Source organism: Pseudoxanthomonas sp. LjRoot127, assembly GCF_964253495.1.
In the GTDB taxonomy this organism is placed as follows: Bacteria; Pseudomonadota; Gammaproteobacteria; order Xanthomonadales; family Xanthomonadaceae; genus Pseudoxanthomonas_A.
The window spans coordinates 3868012-3887404 of record NZ_CAXUQR020000001.1; the positions used below are offsets into that span (position 1 = coordinate 3868012).

A 19393-nucleotide genomic window follows, 5' to 3' on the forward strand; every position below is an offset into this window, starting at 1 on the left:
GTCAGTGGAAGTCACGGGAGCCGGGCTGGATCTCGCCCAGCAGGTGACTGAAATCCTCCAGCCGGCGTGCGATCAGGTGGGAGACGCCGTCCACCTGTTCCCAACGGCCGCGTACCGCCATCAGGCGCGCGCCAAGCAGGGCCTTGCGGTCGCGCAGCGCCACGTGCGACCACACCACCACGTTGACCATGCCGTGCTCGTCCTCCAGGGTGACGAAGATGGTGCCCTTCGCCGTGGCCGGCCGTTGCCGCTGGGTGACGATGCCAGCCGCGAAGGCGCCCCGCCCGTGTGGCAACCCGCTCAGCTGTCGCGAATCGACCACGCGTTGCCGCTGCAGGCGTTCGCGCAGCAACGACAGCGGATGCGCGCCCAGCGTCAGCCCGGTCATGCGGTAGTCCGAGGTCACGTCCTCGCCCACCGTCGGAGCGGGCAGGACGATCGCCTCCTCATCCGGGCTGCCGGGCAGCAACGGGCGCTGCCGCTCGATGCCGGCGACCGCCCAGCGCGCGGCATGGCGATGCCCGGCGAGCGAATGCAACGCGCCCGCTTCGGCCAAGGCAGTGCGCGCCTTCTCGTCGAGCCTGGCGCGCTGGCAGAGATCACGGACATCGGCGAAGGGGCGTTGCGCGCGCGCGGCCATGATCGCCTTGCCGGCGTCCTCCGACAGTCCGCCCACCTGCCGGAAGCCGAGCCGCAGCGAGGGTTGTCCGCCGTCGTCGACCCCGCGGCGCACATGCCCGCCTTCCAGTGTGTTGTCCCAGTCGCTGATGGCGACGTCGACGGGCAGGACATCAATGGACACACGCCCGCCCTGCCCGCGTCGCGCGTCCTGCACGATCTGGCTGGGCGAGTAGAAGCCCATCGGCTGCGCATTGAGCAGCGCGCAGGCGAAGGCGGCCGGCTCATGCCGTTTCAGCCAGCAGCTGATGTAGACCAGCTTGGCGAACGAGGCCGCATGGCTCTGCGGGAAGCCATAGGAACCGAAGCCCTTGATCTGCTCGAAGATCTGGTCGATGAACTCCGGAGAGTAATTCTTCCCGAGCATCAGCTCGCGGATGCGCAGGCGATGCGGCTCCATGTCGCCGCCCCGCTTCCAGGCCGCCATCGAGCGGCGCAGACCATCCGCCTGCGAAGGCGTATAGCCGGCATGGATCACCAGTTCCATCACCTGTTCCTGGAACAATGGGATGCCGAGCGTTTTCCCGAGGATCTCCTTCACGCCCTCGGAGGGATAGGTCACCGGATCCTTGCCCTGCCGGCGGCGCAGGTAGGGATGCACCATGCCGCCCTGGATCGGGCCGGGGCGCACGATCGCGACTTCCACAACCAGGTCGTAGTATTCCTTCGGCTTCAACCGCGGCAGCATGCTCATCTGCGCGCGGGATTCGATCTGGAACACGCCCACGGTGTCGGCGGCCTGGATCATCTGGAAGGTCGCTTCGTCATCGTTCGGCAGGCGCGCGAGATCCAGACGGAATCCGCGGTGTTTCTCCACCAGGTCCACCGCCTTGCGGATGCAGGTCAGCATGCCCAGCGCCAGGCAGTCGACCTTGAGCAATCCCATCGTCTCCAGATCGTCCTTGTCCCACTGGATGATGGTACGGTCGTCCATCGACGCGTTCTCGACCGGCACTACCGTTGACAGCGGCGCATCGCCGATCACGAAGCCTCCCACGTGCTGCGACAGGTGACGCGGGTGGTCGCGCAGCTGGTCGGTCACCGCCAGCACGCGCCGGATGAGTGGATTTCCCGAATCAAACCCCGCCTCGCGCAGGCGCTGCTCCATCGGTGCCTCGCCGTTGCCCCAGCCATAGCAGTCGGCCAGCAGTGCGATCTGGTCCGGCGGCAGGCCGAACGCCTTGGCCACGTCGCGCACCGCGCTCTTGCCGCGGTAACGGATCACCGTGGCGGCCAGCGCGGCACGGCGGCGGCCGTACTTGGTGTAGACGTACTGCAGCACTTCCTCGCGGCGCTCGTGCTCGAAGTCGACGTCGATGTCCGGCGGTTCGCCGCGATCCTTGGACAGGAATCGGGCCATCAGCAGGCGGCTTTCGGCAGGATTGACCACGGTGATGCCCAGTGCGAAACAGACCGCGGAATTCGCCGATGAACCACGTCCCTGGCAGAGGATGTGCTGTTCCCTGGCAAACCGCACGATGTCCCACACGGTCAGGAAGAACGCCTCGTACTGGAGCTCTTCGATCAGCGCGAGTTCGCCGTCGATCTGATCCACTACTGAATCCGGCACGCCCTCCGGCCAGCGCTCGCGCATGCCGCGTTCAGTGAGTTCCCGCAGCCACGTGCTGGGCGTGTGGCCCGCCGGCACCAGCTCGGCGGGATAGCGGTAATGGATGTCGCGCTTGAGATCGAACCTGCAACGCCGCGCCAGCGCCACCGCGGCATCGATCAGGGCACGCGGATAGATGTTGCCCAGCGCCCGTCGCGTGCGCAGGTGGCGTTCGCCGTTGCGGAACAGGTGCTCGCCGCATTCGGCCAGCGGTGCGGCATGGCGGATCGCCGTCATCGTGTCATGCAACGCGCGGCGGCGGCGCACGTCCATGTGCACGTCGCCGGCCGCCACCGGCACCATGGCGAGGCGTGCGGCGGTCTCGAGCAGGCGCGCGAGTCGGGCGGCATCGTCCTGCTCACGGTGCAGTTCGACCGCCACATGCGCGCGATCGCCGAACACCGACTGCAGCCACTGCCCCTGCGTTTCGTCGATCTCGGGTGCCGGCAGCCAGAGTGCGAACAGGCCGCAGACGGCAGGATCGACGTCGGACAGGAGGCGCTCCATGTCCAGCCGCGTGAGCCGGTAGCCCTTCTTGTCGACGGCGCGCCGGGCGGTGGTGATCAGTTCGCACAGCCGCGTGTAGCCGGCCGTGGTTTCCACCAGCAGCACGCACTTCAACCCGCACGCCAGGGTGAACTCGCTGCCGACGACGAGGGGCACCTCCGTCGCACGCGAAGCTTCCCAACCGCGCACGATGCCGGCCAGCGAGCATTCGTCGGTGATCGCGAGTGCTTCATAACCGAGATCGCGCGCCCGCTCGAACAGCTCTTCCGCACTGGCCGCGCCTCGCAGGAACGAGAAGTCCGACAGGCAATGCAGTTCCGCATAGGCCGGCCAGGCATCTTCCTGCGGGCCGTCGTCGTTGGCCGCGGCATGCCGGCGCAACCGCTGCGCCACTTCCCACGCGCGGGGCGGGCGACCGCCGGGCGTATCGCGGTCGACGCCGTCCACCGCATCGTCCCAGCTCACGCGAACCACCCATGCAGCATCCAGCCGCCCTGCTCGCCCGGCGGCGCGAACGCCCAGGCCCGCTGGCCTTGCGAGGTCTCCAGCACGTAGTAGTCGCGGCGCGCGTCCTCGCCGTCCCACCAGCCGCTTTCCAGCCGCTCGGGCCCGGAGACGATGCGCGGGTGCGGATCGCGCAGCGGCACCGGTTGCGGCAGCAACCAGGTCGGGCGTGGCGGACGCAGGGGCGCCCGTTCGATGCGACTGCCATCGCCCTGCACGCGTCGCCACGCGCGTTCCGGGCGTGGATCGCCGGCCGGTGCCACGCGATGCACCGCCTCGTCGCCCAGGCGCGCGCGCAGGCGTTCGCGCAACTGCGGCCACGGCAGTTGCTGCTGCGGCCGCGTATCGAACAGATCGCGCGCGGCCGGCACGAACGGCGGCAGCTCGCGTGCCAGCAGGCGCACGCCTACCACCGGCTGGGCGATCTGCACGCGCTCCAGGCGATTGCGGGTGAGTTCGAACAGCATCGCCGGCTCGCGCTCGGCGGCCAGCAGGCCCACCTCGACATCGGTATGGCCCTCCTCGTGTTCCAGCCGCAGCACGAAGCGCTGCACGCCGCCGTCGCGGATGGACAGGTAGGTGCACAGGTCGCCGATCAGGCGCCGGAGCGGGAACAGCAGCGCCATGTGGCTCTCGACTTCGTAGCCGAGTTCGATGCGCGCATCGAAGTGGTCCGGCGGCGCGTAGTACGCCAGCGCGTCGTCGGCCTGGCCGTACAGGCGATCCAGGTGGTCGAGCACCGGCAAGCCGAAACGGCGGCGCACGCTGTCGCGTGGCAGGTCGCGCAGCGTGCGCAGGTCGCGGATGCCCATGCGATGCAGGCGTTCGCCGGCATCGTCCGGCAGGCGCGCACGGCGCACCGGCACGCGGTCCAGCATTTCCGCCATCGCCGCCGGCTGCATCACCGCCAGTCCGTCGCGCAGGCCGGCGAACACATGCGCCGCGCGCGGCGTGGGTGCCAGCGCGAGACGATGCTGGAAACCCAGCAGCCCGAGTTCCTCGCGCAACCGCACCTCGATGCGCGGCCAGGGCCCCAGCAGGCGGAAGCTGGCGCGCACCTCCAGCACCAGGCAGCCCGGCCACTGCGCGCTTACCAGCGAACTGTGGCGATACGCCCAGGCGGCGAGGAACCGCTGCCAGCGCGCTTCGGCCGAGGGGTCGTATTCGACCATCGCGAAATCCGGCAGCAGCGCGTGCGCGGCCGTCAACCGCATGCCGGCCCGCAGGCCCGCCTGCGCGGCAGCGGCATTCACCGCCTGCAGGGTACGCAGTTGCACGGCACCGCCGACCAGCGCCAGCGGCGCGTCGGGATCAGGCAAACGCCGGAGGACGGCGTCCAGCGCCAGCTGCGGCAGCAGTACACAGGCCCAGAGCATCGGTAGGCCTCAATGCGCGACCAGCGCGAAGGGTTGCGCAGGTGCCGGACCACCCCGGCATTTGCGCACCTGCCACTGCGTGCCGCCCTGCGCATCGCGCATGGCTTCCACGCGCAGCGCGGCCGCCGAGGGATTGGCCGCGTGGCGACGGTCGCGCAGCGCAAAGCCCAGGCATTCGCCGCTGTCGGCCGCCACCTGCAACCTGCGCAGCGCAGGACCGTCGGCGTGCGTGGGCCAGCCCAGCACGGCGGCGCAGGCACCGCTGCGCAGGCATTGCTCGAACGCCCACAACGCATCGCGTGGCGCGGCTTCGACGATCTCCAGCATCGCCAGGTCCACGCCCGCGGCCTGCCAGGCCGGCGCATACGGCACGTAAGGCGGCGCGATCACCGCCACCGCGCTGCCGGCCTGGGTCATGCGTGCCAGCGTGGGCAGCAGCAAGGCCAGTTCGCCCACGCCGTCGGCAGGCAGCAGCAGCTCGGTCAGGGCGCGCCGTGGCCAACCGCCCTGCGGCAGCAGCGCGTCGAGCGCCGCATGGCCTGTGGGTTCGCCATCGGCGGCGATCGCCGCACTGCGGCCCGCGTGCCACAACGTGCGCGCGGCCAACAGCGTGTCGAGGGCGACGACCGCACCCATGTCAGCCGCGCCTTACCAGGCCGCAGTAGACGCCTTCGATGGCGAAGTCCTGTCCCGGCTGCACCTCGATCGGCGCGTGCGCGGGATTGCGCGGCAACAGGCGGATGCGCCGGCGCTCGCGCTGCAGGCGCTTGATGGTCAGTTCGCCGTCGATGCGGGCCACGACGGTCTGGCCGTCGCGCGCCTCCGGCGTGCGATGCACGCCGACCAGATCGCCATCGACGATGCCGTCGTCGATCATCGAATCGCCCTGCACCTTCAGCAGGTAGTCCGGCTGCGGCGAAAACAGCCGACGGTCCAGCCACAGTTGTTCGTCTAGGCCGATGTCGGCGCCGATCGGCTGGCCCGCGGCCACCCGGCCCAGCACGGGCAACGGCAGCAGGTCGGCCATGCCGCCGGGCAGGCGCAGGCCGCGCTTCTGGCCCGGCGCCTGTTCCAGCAGGCCATCGGCGACCAGCGCCTGTACGTGCTTCTGGGCGGCATTGCGGGAGGCGAAGCCGAAGGCCCCGGCGATGTCCGCCAGGCTGGGCGCGCGTCCGGCCGCCAGCTCCCGGCGCAGGAAGGCCAGGACGGCGGCACGTTGGGGAGGCAGATCGATGGGGTTCATGGGTGTACATTTGTACACCTTCAGGTCTCACATGACGAGAAAAACGTGCGGGTTGCCTCAACCCCTCATCCGCCCCAATATAACCATGGTTATAACGTCAGGAAGGCAATCATGAAGCTCAAGATCACCACGGTCGGCAATTCTGCCGGCATCATCCTGCCCAAGGATCTCCTGGCGCGCCTTCGCCTGGAAAAAGGCGATGAACTCCATGCACTCGAGACCCCCGACGGCATCCGCCTGACGGTCTACGACCCCACCTTGGCCGAGCAGATGGAGGTGGCCGAGCAGGTGATGCGCAGCCGCCGCACCCTGCTCCACAAGCTGGCCCAATGAAGCAGCCCGGATGATCGTCTGGATCAGCCGTGCCTTGGCCTTGGCCATCCATGACCGGCAATTGGCCGAGCATGGCGGCGCGACCGGCATCCGCGACGAGGGCTTGCTGGAATCGGTGCTGGCGCGCGCCCGGCAGCTGCACGCCTACGGACAACCCACGCCGGACCTGGCCGATCTGGCTGCCGCCACGGCCTTCGGCCTGGCCCGCAACCACCCCTTTGTCGACGGCAACAAGCGCATGGCAGCCGTGGCCTGCGAAGTCTTCATCGTACTCAATGGCGCCACGTTGTCGGCGGAAGACCACGAGCTCTATCCGCAGTATCTGGGCCTGTCGGAAGGCAGTCTCGGCGAAGCCGACTTCGCCGCGTGGCTACGACCGCGGATCATCGCCAAGCCAGCAGGCAAGGTGCAGGAGACCTCTCCCACCTACGGTCCCTGACAGCGTCACGCCCGTCGTCCCCGGGAAAGCCGAGACCCATCTCGCCTTTGCCTTCCCCGCCGCACGAAGGATGCGGATCACTGACGGACAGTGGATTTCTGCTTGCGCTGGAATGACCGCAAGGGATGGCGGCACGGATTCGGACACGCCAGCCCCGTCGTCCCAGCGAAAGCCGGGACCCACGTTGCCGATGCTTTCCCTGACGTTCGCTAGAAAGGACATCGCTGAGAGGCCATGGATTCCGGCTTGCGCCGGAATGACGGCCACGACGTCACTCGCGGGCCGCTCCACGTAGACAGACGTGAAGCATCGCAGACGCTGCATCGCGCGCAGGCGCGCACGCGGAATCAGAGACGCGTCAGGCCGCCTGCTCTTCGGCGCGCTCGACCATGGTCTCGGCCATCTGGCGCCAGTTGGGCAACTGGTCCAGCACGCCCAGCGACTTCAGGTAACCCTCGTCCACCGGTTCGTTGCTGGCCAGCGCACCGGCCACGTGCACGGCGCCGGGCACCCAGAAACTGCGCAGGCTGGAACGCTGTGGCTGGCGGTGGAATGCCACCGCTTCGACGATCGGCATCGGCAGGCCCCACAGGCCCAGCAGGTAGGCGCCCGCCTCGGTGTGACCGGGGCGGTCGTCGTCCTCGCTGGCCGGCGTATCGCGCTCGTCGCGCACGCCCGGCAGCAGCAGGCCGATGTCGGCCAGCAGCGCCGCGGTGGCACCGAGTTCGGAGCTGGTCCGCGGCAGGATCTTCGCCGCCAGGCGCGACGCCAGCAGCGCACGCTGCTGCAGCGCGCCGCGGTCGACATGGGCCGCGGTCTTCATCGAGAACACCTCGCTCGCCAGCACCAGGTCGCGCAAGGTGCCCAGGCCCAACCGCGTCACCGCAGCACGCAGGTCGGTGATCGAGCGGCCACTGGAGAAGTAGGCCGAGTTGCACAGTTGAAGCACCTTGGCCGCAATGGCCGGATCGCCGGCCACGAGCTTGGCGATGTCGTTGGCCGTGCCTTCGTCTTCTTCCAGTGCGCGCGTCAGGGCGAAGTACAGGTGCGGCGGCGACGGCAGGTGTTCGACGCGACCGATGGCGCGACGCAGGCGCGGACTGTCCAGCAGGTCGCGCAGTTCTTCCAGGCTGTGGATCGCTTCCAGCACCGTTTCCGACGACAACGGCAGCGGCAGGAAGCGGTGCGCCACGCCGATCAGCTTGATGGGGGCGGACAGGCTGTCTGCATTGCCTTCCAGCAGGGCGATGCGGATCGTCTCCGAGCGCAGCGTGCGGATCTGGCCCAGCAAGGTGGCCGGCGGCAGGTCGGGCAGCGCCGGTCCCACCATCACCACGTCGACCGGACCATTGGCGACCGCAAACATCGCCGACTTCCCGTCGGCTACCGTCTCGACCGTCCACTCGTCGCCCATGTCGCCGATGTAGTCGGCCAGATCGTCAGGCAGGCAGGCGGTGTCGCCAACGTACAGAATGCGCAAGGCACGTCCCCTTCTTTTCTTGCAAGTTCGATGCATGCCTTCCACGTGGGAAGGCACGGCTCATGTGGAATCTAGCAAGGGTGTCGGCCATGGCGGCGCATTCTTGAGCCGCGATGCAGGGAATGCGCAACGCTTCACACTCCGCTGTCGGTGGTTCCCCGACAGGCGGTTCAGAACCGGAACAGCGTGAGCAGTTGCGGCCCGCAGTTGTTCAGGTGGATGTTGCCATCGAACCGCGTGCGCCGCAGGTCCAGGTCCACGTTGTTGTAGTTGTAGCGCAGGGAAAACCCGAGGTGCCGCCAAGGCAGGTAGTCCAGGGCGACCTGCGCATCGAACGCATCACCGCTGACCGCACCGCCGTTCTTGCGCGTGTACGCCAGTGCCGCGCCCCAGCGCCAGCGCATGGACAGCGATCGCACGTATTCGGCACGCAGCATGGGGGCCCATGCGTCTTCGGAGAGGTCGTTCGCATACGCGGCCGGCGTCCCGGCGAGGGTCGCGCTGGCATCCAGGTCGGCGCGGATGTCGTAACGCATCGCACCCAGGCCGATGCCCGCGGCCTGGCGTCCGTCATGCAGGAACATCCACGTATACGCCACGCCGGTGATGTCGAGATCCAGACGGCCTTCGAAGGACGCATCGACCGGATACACGTTGTCGCCGATCTCCAGCATGCGGTCGAGCACCCGCATGCTGGTGTCGTCGTAGTCGTAGCCGAAGGCGTCGAACGTGTGCCGCCGCGCCGTGCCCAGACTGCCACCGATGCGCCAGGCCAGCGCATCCTGCCGATCGGCGAATCCCAGGTCGCGCTGGAAGTCGACGCGCGCGCCCCTCGATCCATCGCTGGCATCCCAGCGCGTGTCGAGATCGTGGTCGGCCGCGTAGAGGCCCACACCCAAGTCGAACCTGTCGATGGGCGGAAGCCGGTCCTGCGCCGCCACCGGCGCGGACAACGCAATGGCCAGCAGGACGACAGCGGTCTTCATGCAACGCTCCTGGAGCGGAGGGAATCGCATCCTCGTCGGTGCCCCGACATGATCAGCATCCGACGCGCCCTCCTGCACGGTCAAGCACGCCGTTCCTCAGGCTTCGGGTGGCGCCGACAGGTGCAGCAACAGGTGGGCGAGCGTCACCACGTCCTGGAAGTTGTGATGCAGCACGCGCCGCAGCAGGCCGGCGTCGCCGCCGCGCAGGTAATGCAGCCAGGCGCCCGGTGCTTCGGAGCCCGGCAGGTCGTCTTCGCGGACGATGCCCAGCGCATTGCGCTCGATGGTGCCCAGGCGACAGTTTTCCCACACCCCCCGATACCGCCGCCGCGAGGGGAACAGCAGGTCGAGATGTTCGATGCCGGCCAACGGCGTGCCCTGCCGCGCCAGCCGGTAGCGCGTGGCCAGCAACGGCGCGTCGTAGCAGCGACCGTTGTAGCTGACCAATCGTGTGTCTTCCGACAACCAGCCGGCGAAAACGCGCAGCATCGCCGGCTCCGCCGACAGGTGGGTGATCAGCAACTGGCGCACGCGCAGCCCGGCCGCAACGAAATCCGACGCACCCACCATGAAGGCGCGCGTGCCCGTGCCGCCGGACAGGCCGGTGGTCTCTGTGTCGAAGAACAGCATGCCAGGCGTCGGCAGTGCGCCGGTCCGTGCGAACGTGCCGTCCACGTGGGGCGGCACGGCATCGAACGGCAACACCTGTTCGATCTGCAGCAGCCCCGGCGCGATCTCGTCGCCCGGCAGCGCACGATCGCATGCGCGCCGGGGGACGGCCGGACGCGCCCGCTCGCGGATCCCGAGCATGCGCCGCAGTGCCGGCAATGGATCGTGCGCCGGCGGCAAAGGAACCGATGGCGACGTACCACCGCCCTGCCCCGCCTGGCGACGCAGGCGCTGCAGCTTCTCCAGGCTGACGCTCACGCCGCGTCCAACAGCTGCAGCACCCGCGCAGCCAGTGCGCGCGGCGTGGTGTCCGCGTCCTCATCGTTGGCCAGCACGGGCCCGACGCAGGCGGGACACCCCGCCTTGCAATCGCACGAAGACACCAGCTGTGCCGCCCGCTGCACCAGTTCGCGCTGGCGCCGCCACAATGGTTCGCTCAGGCCGATGCCACCCGGGTAGTTGTCGTAAAGATACGCGGTGGGAATGAAACGCTCGCCCGACACCGGCGACAGTACCTGGCTGTCGGTGCCGCGCAGTTGTCCTCGCCCCTGCGTATCGGGCAGCGCGAACCATGCGCCGTCACCGTCGCCCACCGCCTTCTGCAGATCCCGACCTTCCGCCATCACCGCGACGGTGGCCGCGATGTGCAGCGCGTACGCCGCGCCGAGGAAGCCATCCAGCGCGTCCTGCCGCGACTCGAAGGCCGACTCCAGCAGCGCGGGGGGCAGCTGCCACCAGAGGCTGGTGGTATGCATCTCCTGGTCGGGCAGGTTCACCGGGCCGTAGCCGATGTTCTCGTGCGTGTAGTAACGGATCTTCTTGTAGCCGGCCACGCGGCGCACCACATGCACCTCGCCGTGGTGGCACGTACCCTGCCCGGCGATGACGCCATCGAACCGCTCAAGCACCTTCAGCTTGGTGTAGTCGATCGCGTCGGTGTAGTAGTCCACCTGCGTGCGGGTGACATAGGCCTTGCGGCCCTCCCAATCCAGACGTTCCACCTGGTACGGCGCGGACTGGATCATGTGGATTGCCCCCTCGTACAGCGTCAGCGGCGCGGCACTGAAATCCACCTCGGCGATGATCACCTGGCGCCCGTCGGTACGATCCACCACCACGAAGTTGCCGTCCGCCACCGAACGCAGGCTGACCGCGTTGGCCGGATAGCTGTCGGCGATCCACTCGTAGCGGTCGCCTTCGCGGTGTACCACGCTGTCTTCGTCGAGCAGTTGCAGGAACGGCGACGGATCGACCGGGCCGAACGGCTCGCCGGCGAGGAACGGCAGCTCGAACGCGGCGCAGCGCACATGGTCCAGCAGGATCATCGGCTGGTCCGGCGCGATGCGTGCGTGCTCCGGCGGGCTGTCGGCGAAGAACTCCGGATGCCGCACCACGTACTGGTCCAGCGGCTGCGAACTGGCGACGAGGATGCCCAGCGATGCCTGCTGCCGTCGCCCGGCCCGGCCGAAGCGCTGCCAGGTCGCCGCGATGGAACCGGGATAACCGTTCAGCACCACCGCATCGAGGCTGCCGATATCCACCCCCAGTTCCAGCGCCGACGTCGAGACGATCCCGTCCACGCGCCCGTCGCGCATCGCGCGCTCCGCCTCGCGCCGTTCGGTCGGCAGGTATCCGCCGCGATACGCGCGGATGCGCGCCGGCAGCCGCGGATCGCTGTCGAACACGTCCTTCAGGTACTTGGTGAGCACTTCGACCATGGTGCGCGACTGCGCGAACACCAGTGTCTTCAGACCCGCCTTGATCGCCAGCCGCGCGATGCGGTTGCTCTGCGAGCGCGCCGACGCGCGCAGGCCCAGGTCGGGATTGACCACCGGCGGATTCCACAGCAGCACGTGCTTTTCGCCCGTCGGCGCGCCGGACTCGGTGATGGCATGCACCGGCAGTTCCAGCAACGCTTCCGCGTGCGCCTGCGGATTGCCGATGGTGGCCGAGCACACGATGAACTGAGGCGTGGCCCCGTAGAAGGCGCACACGCGCTTCAGGCGCCGCAGCACGTTCGCCACATGGCTGCCGAACACGCCGCGATACATATGCACCTCGTCGATCACCACGTAGCGAAGGTTCTCGAAGAACTGCGCCCATTTCGTGTGATGGGGCAGGATGGCCTGGTGCAGCATGTCGGGGTTGCTGACCACGATGTCGCCATGCAGGCGGATCGCCTGCCGTGCATCACCCGGCGTATCGCCATCGAAGGTGAAGGCCTTCAGGCCCAGGTCGCCGGCGCGGCTGAGGTCGAGCAACTCGGCCACCTGGTCCTGCGCCAGCGCCTTGGTCGGAAACAGGTACAGCGCCTTGCCCCGGCGCGACAGCGCCGACGCCACCACCGGCATCGTGTAGCACAGCGATTTGCCGGAAGCGGTCGGGGTGACGATGGCCAGATGATCGCCGGCCTGCGCCTGCCGCCATGCCTCGGCCTGGTGCGAATACAGCCGGTCGATGCCGCGCTGGCGCAAGGCGTCGGCCAATGCCGCCGGCACGTCGTCTGGCAGCGCTTCGTAACGCCCCTCGCGTGCAGGAATGACGAACTGCCCGGTGACGCGGTCGCGGTACTTGCCGGCGAGTCGCTCCGCCAGCGCACCGCCATCGGCGTGCACCGCAGGCAACAGGGCGGTCTCGTCGGCGTGGCGACGGATCAATGCGGTCTGTGCGGCCATGGCGGTCTCTCGGCAGGGGCCGCCATCTGACGCGCGGAGCGTCTCAGGCGCTGAGACTGACCGCCCGCTGATCGCGTCGATCGGCGTCAGCTTCGTGACCGGCCAACGAAGGTATTTCTCACCTGCGACTAACGCGGCGCGCGGTACCAGTTATCCATGCCAAGCGCCCGCCAGGAGCAGGAGACTTCCATGGACCGACCACTGTATCGCGCGCAGCTCGACCAGCTGCGGCAGACCACATGGCGAGGTACGGCCGCCGATGGCGATGCGTTCGCCGCCTTCACGGCCTACGACTATAGCCGCCGCCGGCGCCTGCACCCCGATGTCGCGTGGGAAGACGCCTGCCACGTCTATGCATTCGCCGCTTCCTCGCATGTCCAGTATGGCGGCGCGTTGGATCTCGATACCGAACTCGAACTCGAACACGACTGGGAACGGTTGCGCGGCGAGGCCGGCCCTGACTGGCCCGTGGCCAGGACCCTGCTGCGCGAGGCGTGGCGCTGGCTGGACCAGCACGGCGCGGTCACCGCCCGCGTGCACTGACCCACATGCCGTCCACGTCCGCACCGACGGACGGTCGGCCGTTCCGGTTGCACGTCCTCGTCTGATCAGAAGCAGGGGGCCACCACAACCGCGAACGCCGGCAGTACGCACGCATCTCACCGGGGACGGGGTCGCATCGTCTCACGCGGATATCGCGCAGGTCCGGAAGGCCGTCGCGATGGCCGTGGGCACAGAGGCCGATGCACGGACAAACCGCGCTTCATTCCATGGGATCGATACGCTGCCTTTCCGTGCGCCAGGGAGGGGACCCATGTCCCGTCGCGTTGATCCGTTTGCACATGCATGGAATGACGACGCCATGCCCTGCGCCGTGGTGGACATCCAGTCCGAACTGCGGTTCTGGGAACAAACCTATGCCTGCCAGCCCTTCCATCACCCGGGCACGCCCTTCCGGCATTACGTGCCGACGTTGAAATTCGCGTACGACAGCTATCTGCTGTCGCACCGGCGCTCACTGCAGCAACTGCTTCCCTTGCTGCCGGGGCGCTACGAGATGGCGCTCGCACGCAGCGTTCGCCTGGAATGGCCGGTCGCGGCGGCGGTCATCGCACGCGTCTGGGAGCGCCTCAATGCACCGCTCGAAGAAGACCCCCCGCTCTTCTCGCCGCTAGCCGCCGCATTGGAAGAACGCGCACTGATCAGCGACGCCATGCACCGTCGCTGACCAGCGCCGATGCAGCGCATTCACGCAGCACTGGCAAAGGTGAACGGAAATTCCCGCGCACGGTTAAATACGGGTTAAAACGGCCTTTATTTCACTTAAGCATCACCGCGACGAACAAAAAATCCTCTCGTCACCACCACATCGACACAGGGGATTCACCATGGCCAGCCTGCACCAGCGCAACGTCCAAGCCACTGCGCAGATCGTCGACATCGACGCCGAACTCGCCTACTGGAAAACGCGCCTCAACGAGGACACTTTCCAGGTGGTCGGCGCCACGGTCGGCGATCTGGAGAAGTGCCTGAAGATCGGCTACGACGCCTACCTGCTGCACCATCGGCAGGAGTTCGACGAGATTGCGCCTTCGCTGCGCGACCGCCTGCAGCGCCACTGCCCCGACACGCCGATCGGCTGGTATCGCGCGCAACCGATCATGCGCGCGGTGTGGCAGCGCCTGAAGCCTACGGCGGGCCACGTCTGAGATTGCCGGGCGCGCGCCTGCTTCCTCCCGGAGAGGATGTCAGGCGCGCAGTCCCAGCGCGTGTTCGATCGCGCCGAACAACGCCTGCACCTGTACCGGCTTGGCGACCGTGGCGCACTCGCGCCCATCCGGCGCCCTTCCCGGCTCCTGCAGCCGGATCACCGGGCCGTCGAAACCCGCCTCCTGCAGCACCGCCAGCACGTCCGCCGCGGACAGCAGCAGGATGTCGTCGTCGATGATCGCCAGTGCGGGCATGCCGTCGCGCGCGATCTGTTGCAACGCATTCGCACCGTCCGGTGCCATGACCGGGTCGTAACCCTGCGCGGCCAGCGCGTTGCCCAGCAGCGACAGGCGCGTGACATCGCCGTCGACCAGCAGGATCCGGCGCCCCGCGCCGTCGGCGAACGCCGCGTCTTCGCTGCCTGCCCATTCCTCGGTCGTGGGCGCGGGCAGGTGCAGTTCGAAGGACGTGCCCTTCCCCAGCGTACTGTTGACCTCGATGCGACCGCGCGCCGATTCGACGATGCGCTTGCACGACATCAGCCCCAAGCCCGTGCCGCCCGCCTTGGTGGTGAAGAAGGGCGTGAACAGTTGCTGGCGCGTCGCCTCATCCATGCCGGTGCCTTCATCGGACACGCGCACCACCACGTAGGGCTGGCCATCCGCCGCCACCGTCGGCGTCGCCGACAGCGTCAGCTGTCCGCCCCGTTCCGCCATCGCCTGGATCCCATTGAGGCACAGGTTGATCAGGCACTGCTGGAATTCGGTGTAGTTGCCTTCGATCAGCAGATCCTCCGGCGGCAGTTCCACCGTCAACCGGACCTGCCGCGACAGGCTTCCCTGCAACAGCAGCTGCACCGCGCTGAACAAGGCGGCCACGCTGATGGTTTCGCTGGCCTTGCGCGAGCCGCGGACGAACGACAGCATCGAATCCGCCATCTCGTGGCCGCGCTTGCCGCTCTCCGAGATCACCGCGCCCAGGCGCAGGATCTTCGGATCGTCGCTGTAGGTCGATAGCAGGTCCGGCACGATCAGCAGGGGCTGCAGGATGTTGCGCAGGTCATGGCTCAGGCCTGCCGCCAGCATCGCCAGGCAGTCCAGCCGTTGCGAGCGCATCAGTTCGCGCTCGGCGTGCTCGCGTTCGCGCTCGGTGCGCGCCTCGCGGATGGCGCGCGCCACCGCCGCCGGCAACCGCGCCGGCGTGTGCTTCAGCACGTAGTCGCTGGCGCCCTGCTGCAGCGCCTTGACCGCCGCCTCCTCGCCGATCGTGCCCGAGAAGAACACGAACGGCAGCCGCGCATCGTGCGCGCGCAGGATTTCAAGCGCCTGGTAGCCGGAGAACCCCGGCAGTTCCATGTCCGACAGCACCAGGTCGAAGGTTCCGCCAGCCAGCGCCGTGCGCATGTCGTCGGCGCCATCGACGCGCAGGAACTCGGCGTCGAGCCCCGCGTCCTGCAGCTGCTCGATCAGCAATTCGGCGTCCAGTTCCGAATCCTCGACCAGGAGGATGCGGACGCGGCCCAGCGGTGATCCACTCTGCGGCACGGCTCAGTCCAGGCTGGGGGTTTCGTTGATGACGGCCCAGAACGTGCCCAGCGTTTTAACCGCCTGGAAGAACTGGTCGATGTCCACCGGCTTGACCACGTAGGCGTTCACGCCCAGGTCCCAGCTGCGTGCCAGGTCGCTTTCCTCGCGCGAGGACGACAGGATGACCACCGGCAGCGCCTTCAGCTTCTCGTCGTTGCGGATTTGCTTGAGCACTTCCAGCCCGTCCATGCGCGGCATCTTGATGTCCAGCAGCAGCACCGACGGCATGCCTTCCTCACGGTTGGCGTGGGCGCCGCGCCGCAGCAGGTAGTCCATCGCTTCCACGCCGTCCTCGACGTGCACGATGGGGTTGGCCAGGTTGGCTTCGCGCAAGGCGTCGATCGCCATTTCAGCGTCGGCCAGGCTGTCTTCGGCCAGCAGGATGGTGCGGATGTCGCTCATGCGTCTCTCTCTCGGGAAGGCGGAGCGTCGAGCGCTGCCGGAAGGGTGAAGAAGAACGTGGCGCCCTGGTCGGGGGCGGCCTCGGCCCAGATGCGGCCGCCGTGGCGGCTCAGCACGCGGCGCACGCTGGCCAGGCCGATGCCGGTGCCGCTGAATTCGCTCGCCTTGTGCAGGCGCTGGAACACGCCGAACAGCTTGTCCGCATAGGCCATGTCGAAGCCGGCACCGTTGTCGCGCACGGTGAACAGATGGCTGCCGTCTTCCTGGTTGCGGTGCTCGACCTCGATGACCGCGCGCTCCCGCTGGCTGCTGTACTTAAGCGCGTTGCCCAGCAGGTTGCTCCAGACCTGGCGCATCATGTTCTCGTCGGCCAGCACGATGGGCAAGGGCGCGATGCGCCATTCCACGCGGTCTGCACGCCCTTCGTTGGCCTCGTTGGCATCCAGCATCGCGCGCGCCTCGGCGACCATCGACTGCATGTCCACCGCCTGCAGGCGCAGTGCGCTGCGACCCAGGCGCGAGTAGACCAGCAGGTCGTCGATCAACTGCGACATGCGGCGCGCCGAATCGCCGATCACGCTCAGGTAATGCCGGCTCTTGTCGTCGATGCCCTCTCCGAGGTGGCGGCCCAGCTTGTCGGAGAAACCCGCCACGTGCCGCAGCGGGGCACGCAGATCGTGCGAGACGGAGTAGCTGAAGGCTTCCAGCTCGCGGTTCACTTCCGACACCTGCTCCACCTTGCCCTCGAGCTGGCGGTTCAGGGCTGCGATTTCCTGCTGGGCGGTCTTCTGCAACGAAATGTCGCTGACCGTCATCAGCACGGCGTGATCGTCGGAGTCAGGCAGCGGCATGCGCCGCGCATTGAGAAGCACCGTGCGGCGCAACCCATCGGCGGTCTCCTGCTGCAGCTCGTAGTCCCACAGCTCGCGGCCGCGCGACAGCACGTCGTCCAGCCGCTGGCGCATCACCTTGTCCTGCCAGGCCGCACCCAGTTCGTCGAGCGTCCCGACCTTGCCGCCCTTCGGCACGCCATACAGCTCGGCGAAGGCGCTGTTATGCATCTGGATGTGCTGCTCGTCGTCCAACAGCACGATCGGTTCGCGCACCGTGTCCAGCACCACCAGCGCGCGCTGGCTGGCCTGCGCGGTCCGCTTTTCGGCCGCCAGCCGGCGCCCCACCTGCTTGCCCAGCGCCATCAGCACCAGCGAAAGCAACAGCAGCTGCGCGCCCAGCGCGATCATGCGGATCCATTCCATCCGGCGGCGCTGTTCGGTCGCGTCCTCACTGCGCGCCTTCAGCAGCGAGCGCTCGTCGTCCAGGATCTCGGTGAGCAGGCCACGAATGGGGAAACGCGTGGCCAGCGGCGCGACGACATTCGCCTTGTAAGCATCCGGCGCCTCGAGCAACTGGTCCACCACCTCGACCCTGGCGTTGACCAGTTCGCGCAGGCGGCCCACGCGCACCAGCTGTTCGGGGTTGTCCACGGTCAGGCGGGCCAGCGCATCGAACCGCTCGGGCAACGATGCGCGTCCGGCGACCAGGCGCTCGCGCGCCAGCGGGTGGTCGACGCCCAGCGCGATCAGCATGGCCGAGCTTTCCATCTCGCGGACGTCCAGCGCCAGCGCCAGCACGGTCGCCTCCACCTCGTGCGTGTGGATGAGGACGTCGGCGGCTTCCTGATTGGCGCGGGACAGGCGCTGCAGCAGGATGACCGGGACCACCACGATCAGCACGATCACCAGCCCCAACAGGGGCAGGCGGGATTTTTCCCACAGCGTGCGGGTGCGTGTTTCGTTCATGTTCCCCTGGCGTCGGCTGGACGCGTGAGGGCTGGTTACATGCCCGCGCGAACGTTGCAAAGATGCTAGCGCAGGGTTGTCACATTTGGAATCACATTGAGGCGTTCAGGAAGCGTCGGCAACATGAACGCGGTCGCGTCCCTCGTGCTTGGCGTCGTACAGCGCCAGGTCGGCACGACGCATCTGGTCGCGCAGCGATTCGCCCGGCAGGTGCCCTGCGATACCGGCGGAAAGCGTGGCGACGACACCGCCATGCGCCTTGCCGAATTCGCCGCGCAGGCGCTCGGCGAATGCGAGTGCCGAGTCGGCATCCTCGCCGTCCAGCAGGACCGCGAACTCCTCGCCCCCGATGCGGGCCGCGCAGCCATCGTCGCCGACCCGGGCCCGCATCAGGTCGCCCAGGCGCTGCAGCACGGCGTCGCCACCGTCGTGGCCATGGTCGTCGTTGATGCGCTTGAAGTAGTCGATATCCAGCACGATCACCGCAACCGGACGCCCGGCCGCCGTCGCCCGCGCATGCACGGCGATCGCCCGCTCGCTCCAGCCATTGCGGTTCAACAGCCCGGTCAGTTCGTCGGTATGCGCCTGTTGCACCAGCCGGCGCCGCATGCGCCATGCGGACACGGCAAAATCCGTACGGTAGCCGGCCAGCACCAGGCCGAACCCGATGGTGGTGAGCGTATACAGCCAGTACAGCGCACTGCCGGTGCCCGGCGCGCCGTACAGCACGATGCGCAGCTGCGCCATCACCACGATCAGCAGGGCCAGCGCGAGTACCGACATCGGCCGCACGGTCAATGCCATCAGCGCCAGCGGCAACAGCTGGAACAGGCCGGTACGCAGGGCCAGCTGCCCGGTGACGCCCGGCAGCGGCATGCTCATGACGATGCCCGTCAGCAGCGTGCCGCCCAGCACCAGGACGAGGCGGTGCTGCCACGCGTCCAGTCGGGCCACGCCGACGGCGCAGGCGGCCACGGCGACCGCCGCCAGCAGCTGCACCCAGAGGGGATATCCGATCGTGGGCGTCACGCCGGTGGCGTCGAACACCGCGATGATGGCCAACAGCACCGCCCCGCACAGCAGCACGCCGCTGACGATCGGGCGCGTGGCGCGCAACTGCGCCTGTGCCAGGTCCTCGCGCTCGGCCGCATCCAGCATCCGCGTCGAATCGCGCGACAGCAGCGCGCGCAGGCTGTGCATCAGGCCCGGCGCCGCCGCAGGTGCAGGGACAGCGCGGGCACGCATGCGCGGCTCCCGGGCGGAATCCGCATCGCCAAGCAATCGGCGCGCCGCGCCGACGGCGATGTCGTCGTCCTCCCCGGGTCGCCGGACGCCGCTCATGCGCGCTCCGCCTTCCGCGGGTGGTGATGGGCACGCCACCGACATGCAGTGTCGGT

General features: G+C 68.3%; 17 protein-coding genes. 5 read left to right on the plus strand and 12 right to left on the minus strand.

The features are described from left to right. Position 1 precedes the first annotated feature (1 nt). The 4 genes from ACSQ19_RS18290 to lexA are packed head-to-tail and all read right to left on the minus strand — an operon-like array spanning position 2 to position 5917. The gene (locus ACSQ19_RS18290) at positions 2-3259 is read right to left on the minus strand and encodes an error-prone DNA polymerase (protein WP_435998977.1); all 3258 of its coding nucleotides are present in this window, start codon (positions 3257-3259) and stop codon (positions 2-4) included. Further along, positions 3256-4674, minus strand: coding sequence for a Y-family DNA polymerase (locus tag ACSQ19_RS18295; protein WP_435998979.1), 1419 nt, complete (start codon positions 4672-4674; stop codon positions 3256-3258). The genes ACSQ19_RS18290 and ACSQ19_RS18295 overlap by 4 nt, the downstream gene beginning before the upstream one ends. Positions 4675-4683: 9 nt before the next feature. Next, positions 4684-5310: a translesion DNA synthesis-associated protein ImuA gene (imuA, locus tag ACSQ19_RS18300; protein WP_296281828.1), complete on the minus strand. Its 627-nt coding sequence runs from the start codon at positions 5308-5310 to the stop codon at positions 4684-4686. A gap of 1 nt (position 5311) precedes the next feature. Further along, a complete protein-coding gene (gene lexA, locus ACSQ19_RS18305) occupies positions 5312-5917 on the minus strand; it encodes a transcriptional repressor LexA (RefSeq protein ID WP_435998982.1) in 606 nt (201 codons plus the stop codon). A gap of 111 nt (positions 5918-6028) precedes the next feature. On the opposite strand from lexA, the gene ACSQ19_RS18310 reads away from it, so the two are divergent. Next, positions 6029-6250, plus strand: coding sequence for an AbrB/MazE/SpoVT family DNA-binding domain-containing protein (locus ACSQ19_RS18310; RefSeq protein WP_435998984.1), 222 nt, complete (start codon positions 6029-6031; stop codon positions 6248-6250). 10 nt (positions 6251-6260) lie between these two features. Continuing rightward, the gene (locus ACSQ19_RS18315) at positions 6261-6689 is read left to right on the plus strand and encodes a type II toxin-antitoxin system death-on-curing family toxin (RefSeq protein ID WP_435998986.1); all 429 of its coding nucleotides are present in this window, start codon (positions 6261-6263) and stop codon (positions 6687-6689) included. Between the two features lie 358 nt (positions 6690-7047). Here the strand turns inward: ACSQ19_RS18315 and ACSQ19_RS18320 are convergent, their stop codons facing one another. The 4 genes from ACSQ19_RS18320 to ACSQ19_RS18335 form a co-directional block, all read right to left on the minus strand. Continuing rightward, positions 7048-8205 (minus strand): HDOD domain-containing protein, encoded by a 1158-nt coding sequence (locus tag ACSQ19_RS18320; protein ID WP_435998988.1) that lies wholly within the window; start codon positions 8203-8205, stop codon positions 7048-7050. 134 nt (positions 8206-8339) lie between these two features. Continuing rightward, positions 8340-9155: a hypothetical protein gene (locus ACSQ19_RS18325; RefSeq protein ID WP_435998990.1), complete on the minus strand. Its 816-nt coding sequence runs from the start codon at positions 9153-9155 to the stop codon at positions 8340-8342. 96 nt (positions 9156-9251) lie between these two features. Further along, positions 9252-10082, minus strand: coding sequence for a ribonuclease H-like domain-containing protein (locus ACSQ19_RS18330; protein WP_435998992.1), 831 nt, complete (start codon positions 10080-10082; stop codon positions 9252-9254). Then, on the minus strand, positions 10079-12499 hold the full coding sequence (locus tag ACSQ19_RS18335; protein WP_435998994.1) for a DEAD/DEAH box helicase: 2421 nt from the start codon (positions 12497-12499) through the stop codon (positions 10079-10081). The genes ACSQ19_RS18330 and ACSQ19_RS18335 overlap by 4 nt, the downstream gene beginning before the upstream one ends. 189 nt (positions 12500-12688) lie before the next feature. On the opposite strand from ACSQ19_RS18335, the gene ACSQ19_RS18340 reads away from it, so the two are divergent. The 3 genes from ACSQ19_RS18340 to ACSQ19_RS18350 all read left to right on the plus strand — a co-directional run bounded on the left by ACSQ19_RS18340 (position 12689) and on the right by ACSQ19_RS18350 (position 14208). Beyond that, the gene (locus tag ACSQ19_RS18340; protein WP_296281813.1) at positions 12689-13042 is read left to right on the plus strand and encodes a hypothetical protein; all 354 of its coding nucleotides are present in this window, start codon (positions 12689-12691) and stop codon (positions 13040-13042) included. A 271-nt stretch (positions 13043-13313) separates the two neighbouring features. Then, entirely contained in the window at positions 13314-13727 is a 414-nt protein-coding gene (locus ACSQ19_RS18345) for a hypothetical protein (protein WP_296281810.1), read from the plus strand. A gap of 160 nt (positions 13728-13887) precedes the next feature. Further along, positions 13888-14208 (plus strand): hypothetical protein, encoded by a 321-nt coding sequence (locus tag ACSQ19_RS18350; protein ID WP_296281808.1) that lies wholly within the window; start codon positions 13888-13890, stop codon positions 14206-14208. Between the two features lie 39 nt (positions 14209-14247). Here the strand turns inward: ACSQ19_RS18350 and ACSQ19_RS18355 are convergent, their stop codons facing one another. The 4 genes from ACSQ19_RS18355 to ACSQ19_RS18370 form a co-directional block, all read right to left on the minus strand. After that, a complete protein-coding gene (locus ACSQ19_RS18355) occupies positions 14248-15753 on the minus strand; it encodes an ATP-binding protein (RefSeq protein WP_435998997.1) in 1506 nt (501 codons plus the stop codon). Between the two features lie 3 nt (positions 15754-15756). Further along, positions 15757-16197 (minus strand): response regulator, encoded by a 441-nt coding sequence (locus ACSQ19_RS18360; RefSeq protein WP_296281805.1) that lies wholly within the window; start codon positions 16195-16197, stop codon positions 15757-15759. Next, complete coding sequence (locus ACSQ19_RS18365) at positions 16194-17996, minus strand: sensor histidine kinase (protein ID WP_435998998.1); 1803 nt, start codon at positions 17994-17996, stop codon at positions 16194-16196. Before ACSQ19_RS18365 ends, ACSQ19_RS18360 begins: the two co-directional genes overlap by 4 nt. A gap of 105 nt (positions 17997-18101) precedes the next feature. Further along, entirely contained in the window at positions 18102-19337 is a 1236-nt protein-coding gene (locus ACSQ19_RS18370; protein ID WP_435999000.1) for a diguanylate cyclase, read from the minus strand. Positions 19338-19393 lie beyond the last annotated feature (56 nt).

Bases quoted from the DNA above. Each gene is read 5' to 3' on its own strand.
- ACSQ19_RS18295 (WP_435998979.1), bottom strand. From the start codon at position 4,674: ATGCTCTGGGCCTGTGTACTGCTGCCGCAGCTGGCGCTGGACGCCGTC.
- imuA (WP_296281828.1), bottom strand. From the start codon at position 5,310: ATGGGTGCGGTCGTCGCCCTCGACACGCTGTTGGCCGCGCGCACGTTG.
- lexA (WP_435998982.1), bottom strand. From the start codon at position 5,917: ATGAACCCCATCGATCTGCCTCCCCAACGTGCCGCCGTCCTGGCCTTC.
- ACSQ19_RS18310 (WP_435998984.1), top strand. From the start codon at position 6,029: ATGAAGCTCAAGATCACCACGGTCGGCAATTCTGCCGGCATCATCCTG.
- ACSQ19_RS18315 (WP_435998986.1), top strand. From the start codon at position 6,261: ATGATCGTCTGGATCAGCCGTGCCTTGGCCTTGGCCATCCATGACCGG.
- ACSQ19_RS18320 (WP_435998988.1), bottom strand. From the start codon at position 8,205: ATGCATCGAACTTGCAAGAAAAGAAGGGGACGTGCCTTGCGCATTCTG.
- ACSQ19_RS18325 (WP_435998990.1), bottom strand. From the start codon at position 9,155: ATGAAGACCGCTGTCGTCCTGCTGGCCATTGCGTTGTCCGCGCCGGTG.
- ACSQ19_RS18335 (WP_435998994.1), bottom strand. From the start codon at position 12,499: ATGGCCGCACAGACCGCATTGATCCGTCGCCACGCCGACGAGACCGCC.
- ACSQ19_RS18340 (WP_296281813.1), top strand. From the start codon at position 12,689: ATGGACCGACCACTGTATCGCGCGCAGCTCGACCAGCTGCGGCAGACC.
- ACSQ19_RS18345 (WP_296281810.1), top strand. From the start codon at position 13,314: ATGTCCCGTCGCGTTGATCCGTTTGCACATGCATGGAATGACGACGCC.
- ACSQ19_RS18350 (WP_296281808.1), top strand. From the start codon at position 13,888: ATGGCCAGCCTGCACCAGCGCAACGTCCAAGCCACTGCGCAGATCGTC.
- ACSQ19_RS18360 (WP_296281805.1), bottom strand. From the start codon at position 16,197: ATGAGCGACATCCGCACCATCCTGCTGGCCGAAGACAGCCTGGCCGAC.
- ACSQ19_RS18365 (WP_435998998.1), bottom strand. From the start codon at position 17,996: ATGAACGAAACACGCACCCGCACGCTGTGGGAAAAATCCCGCCTGCCC.
- ACSQ19_RS18370 (WP_435999000.1), bottom strand. From the start codon at position 19,337: ATGAGCGGCGTCCGGCGACCCGGGGAGGACGACGACATCGCCGTCGGC.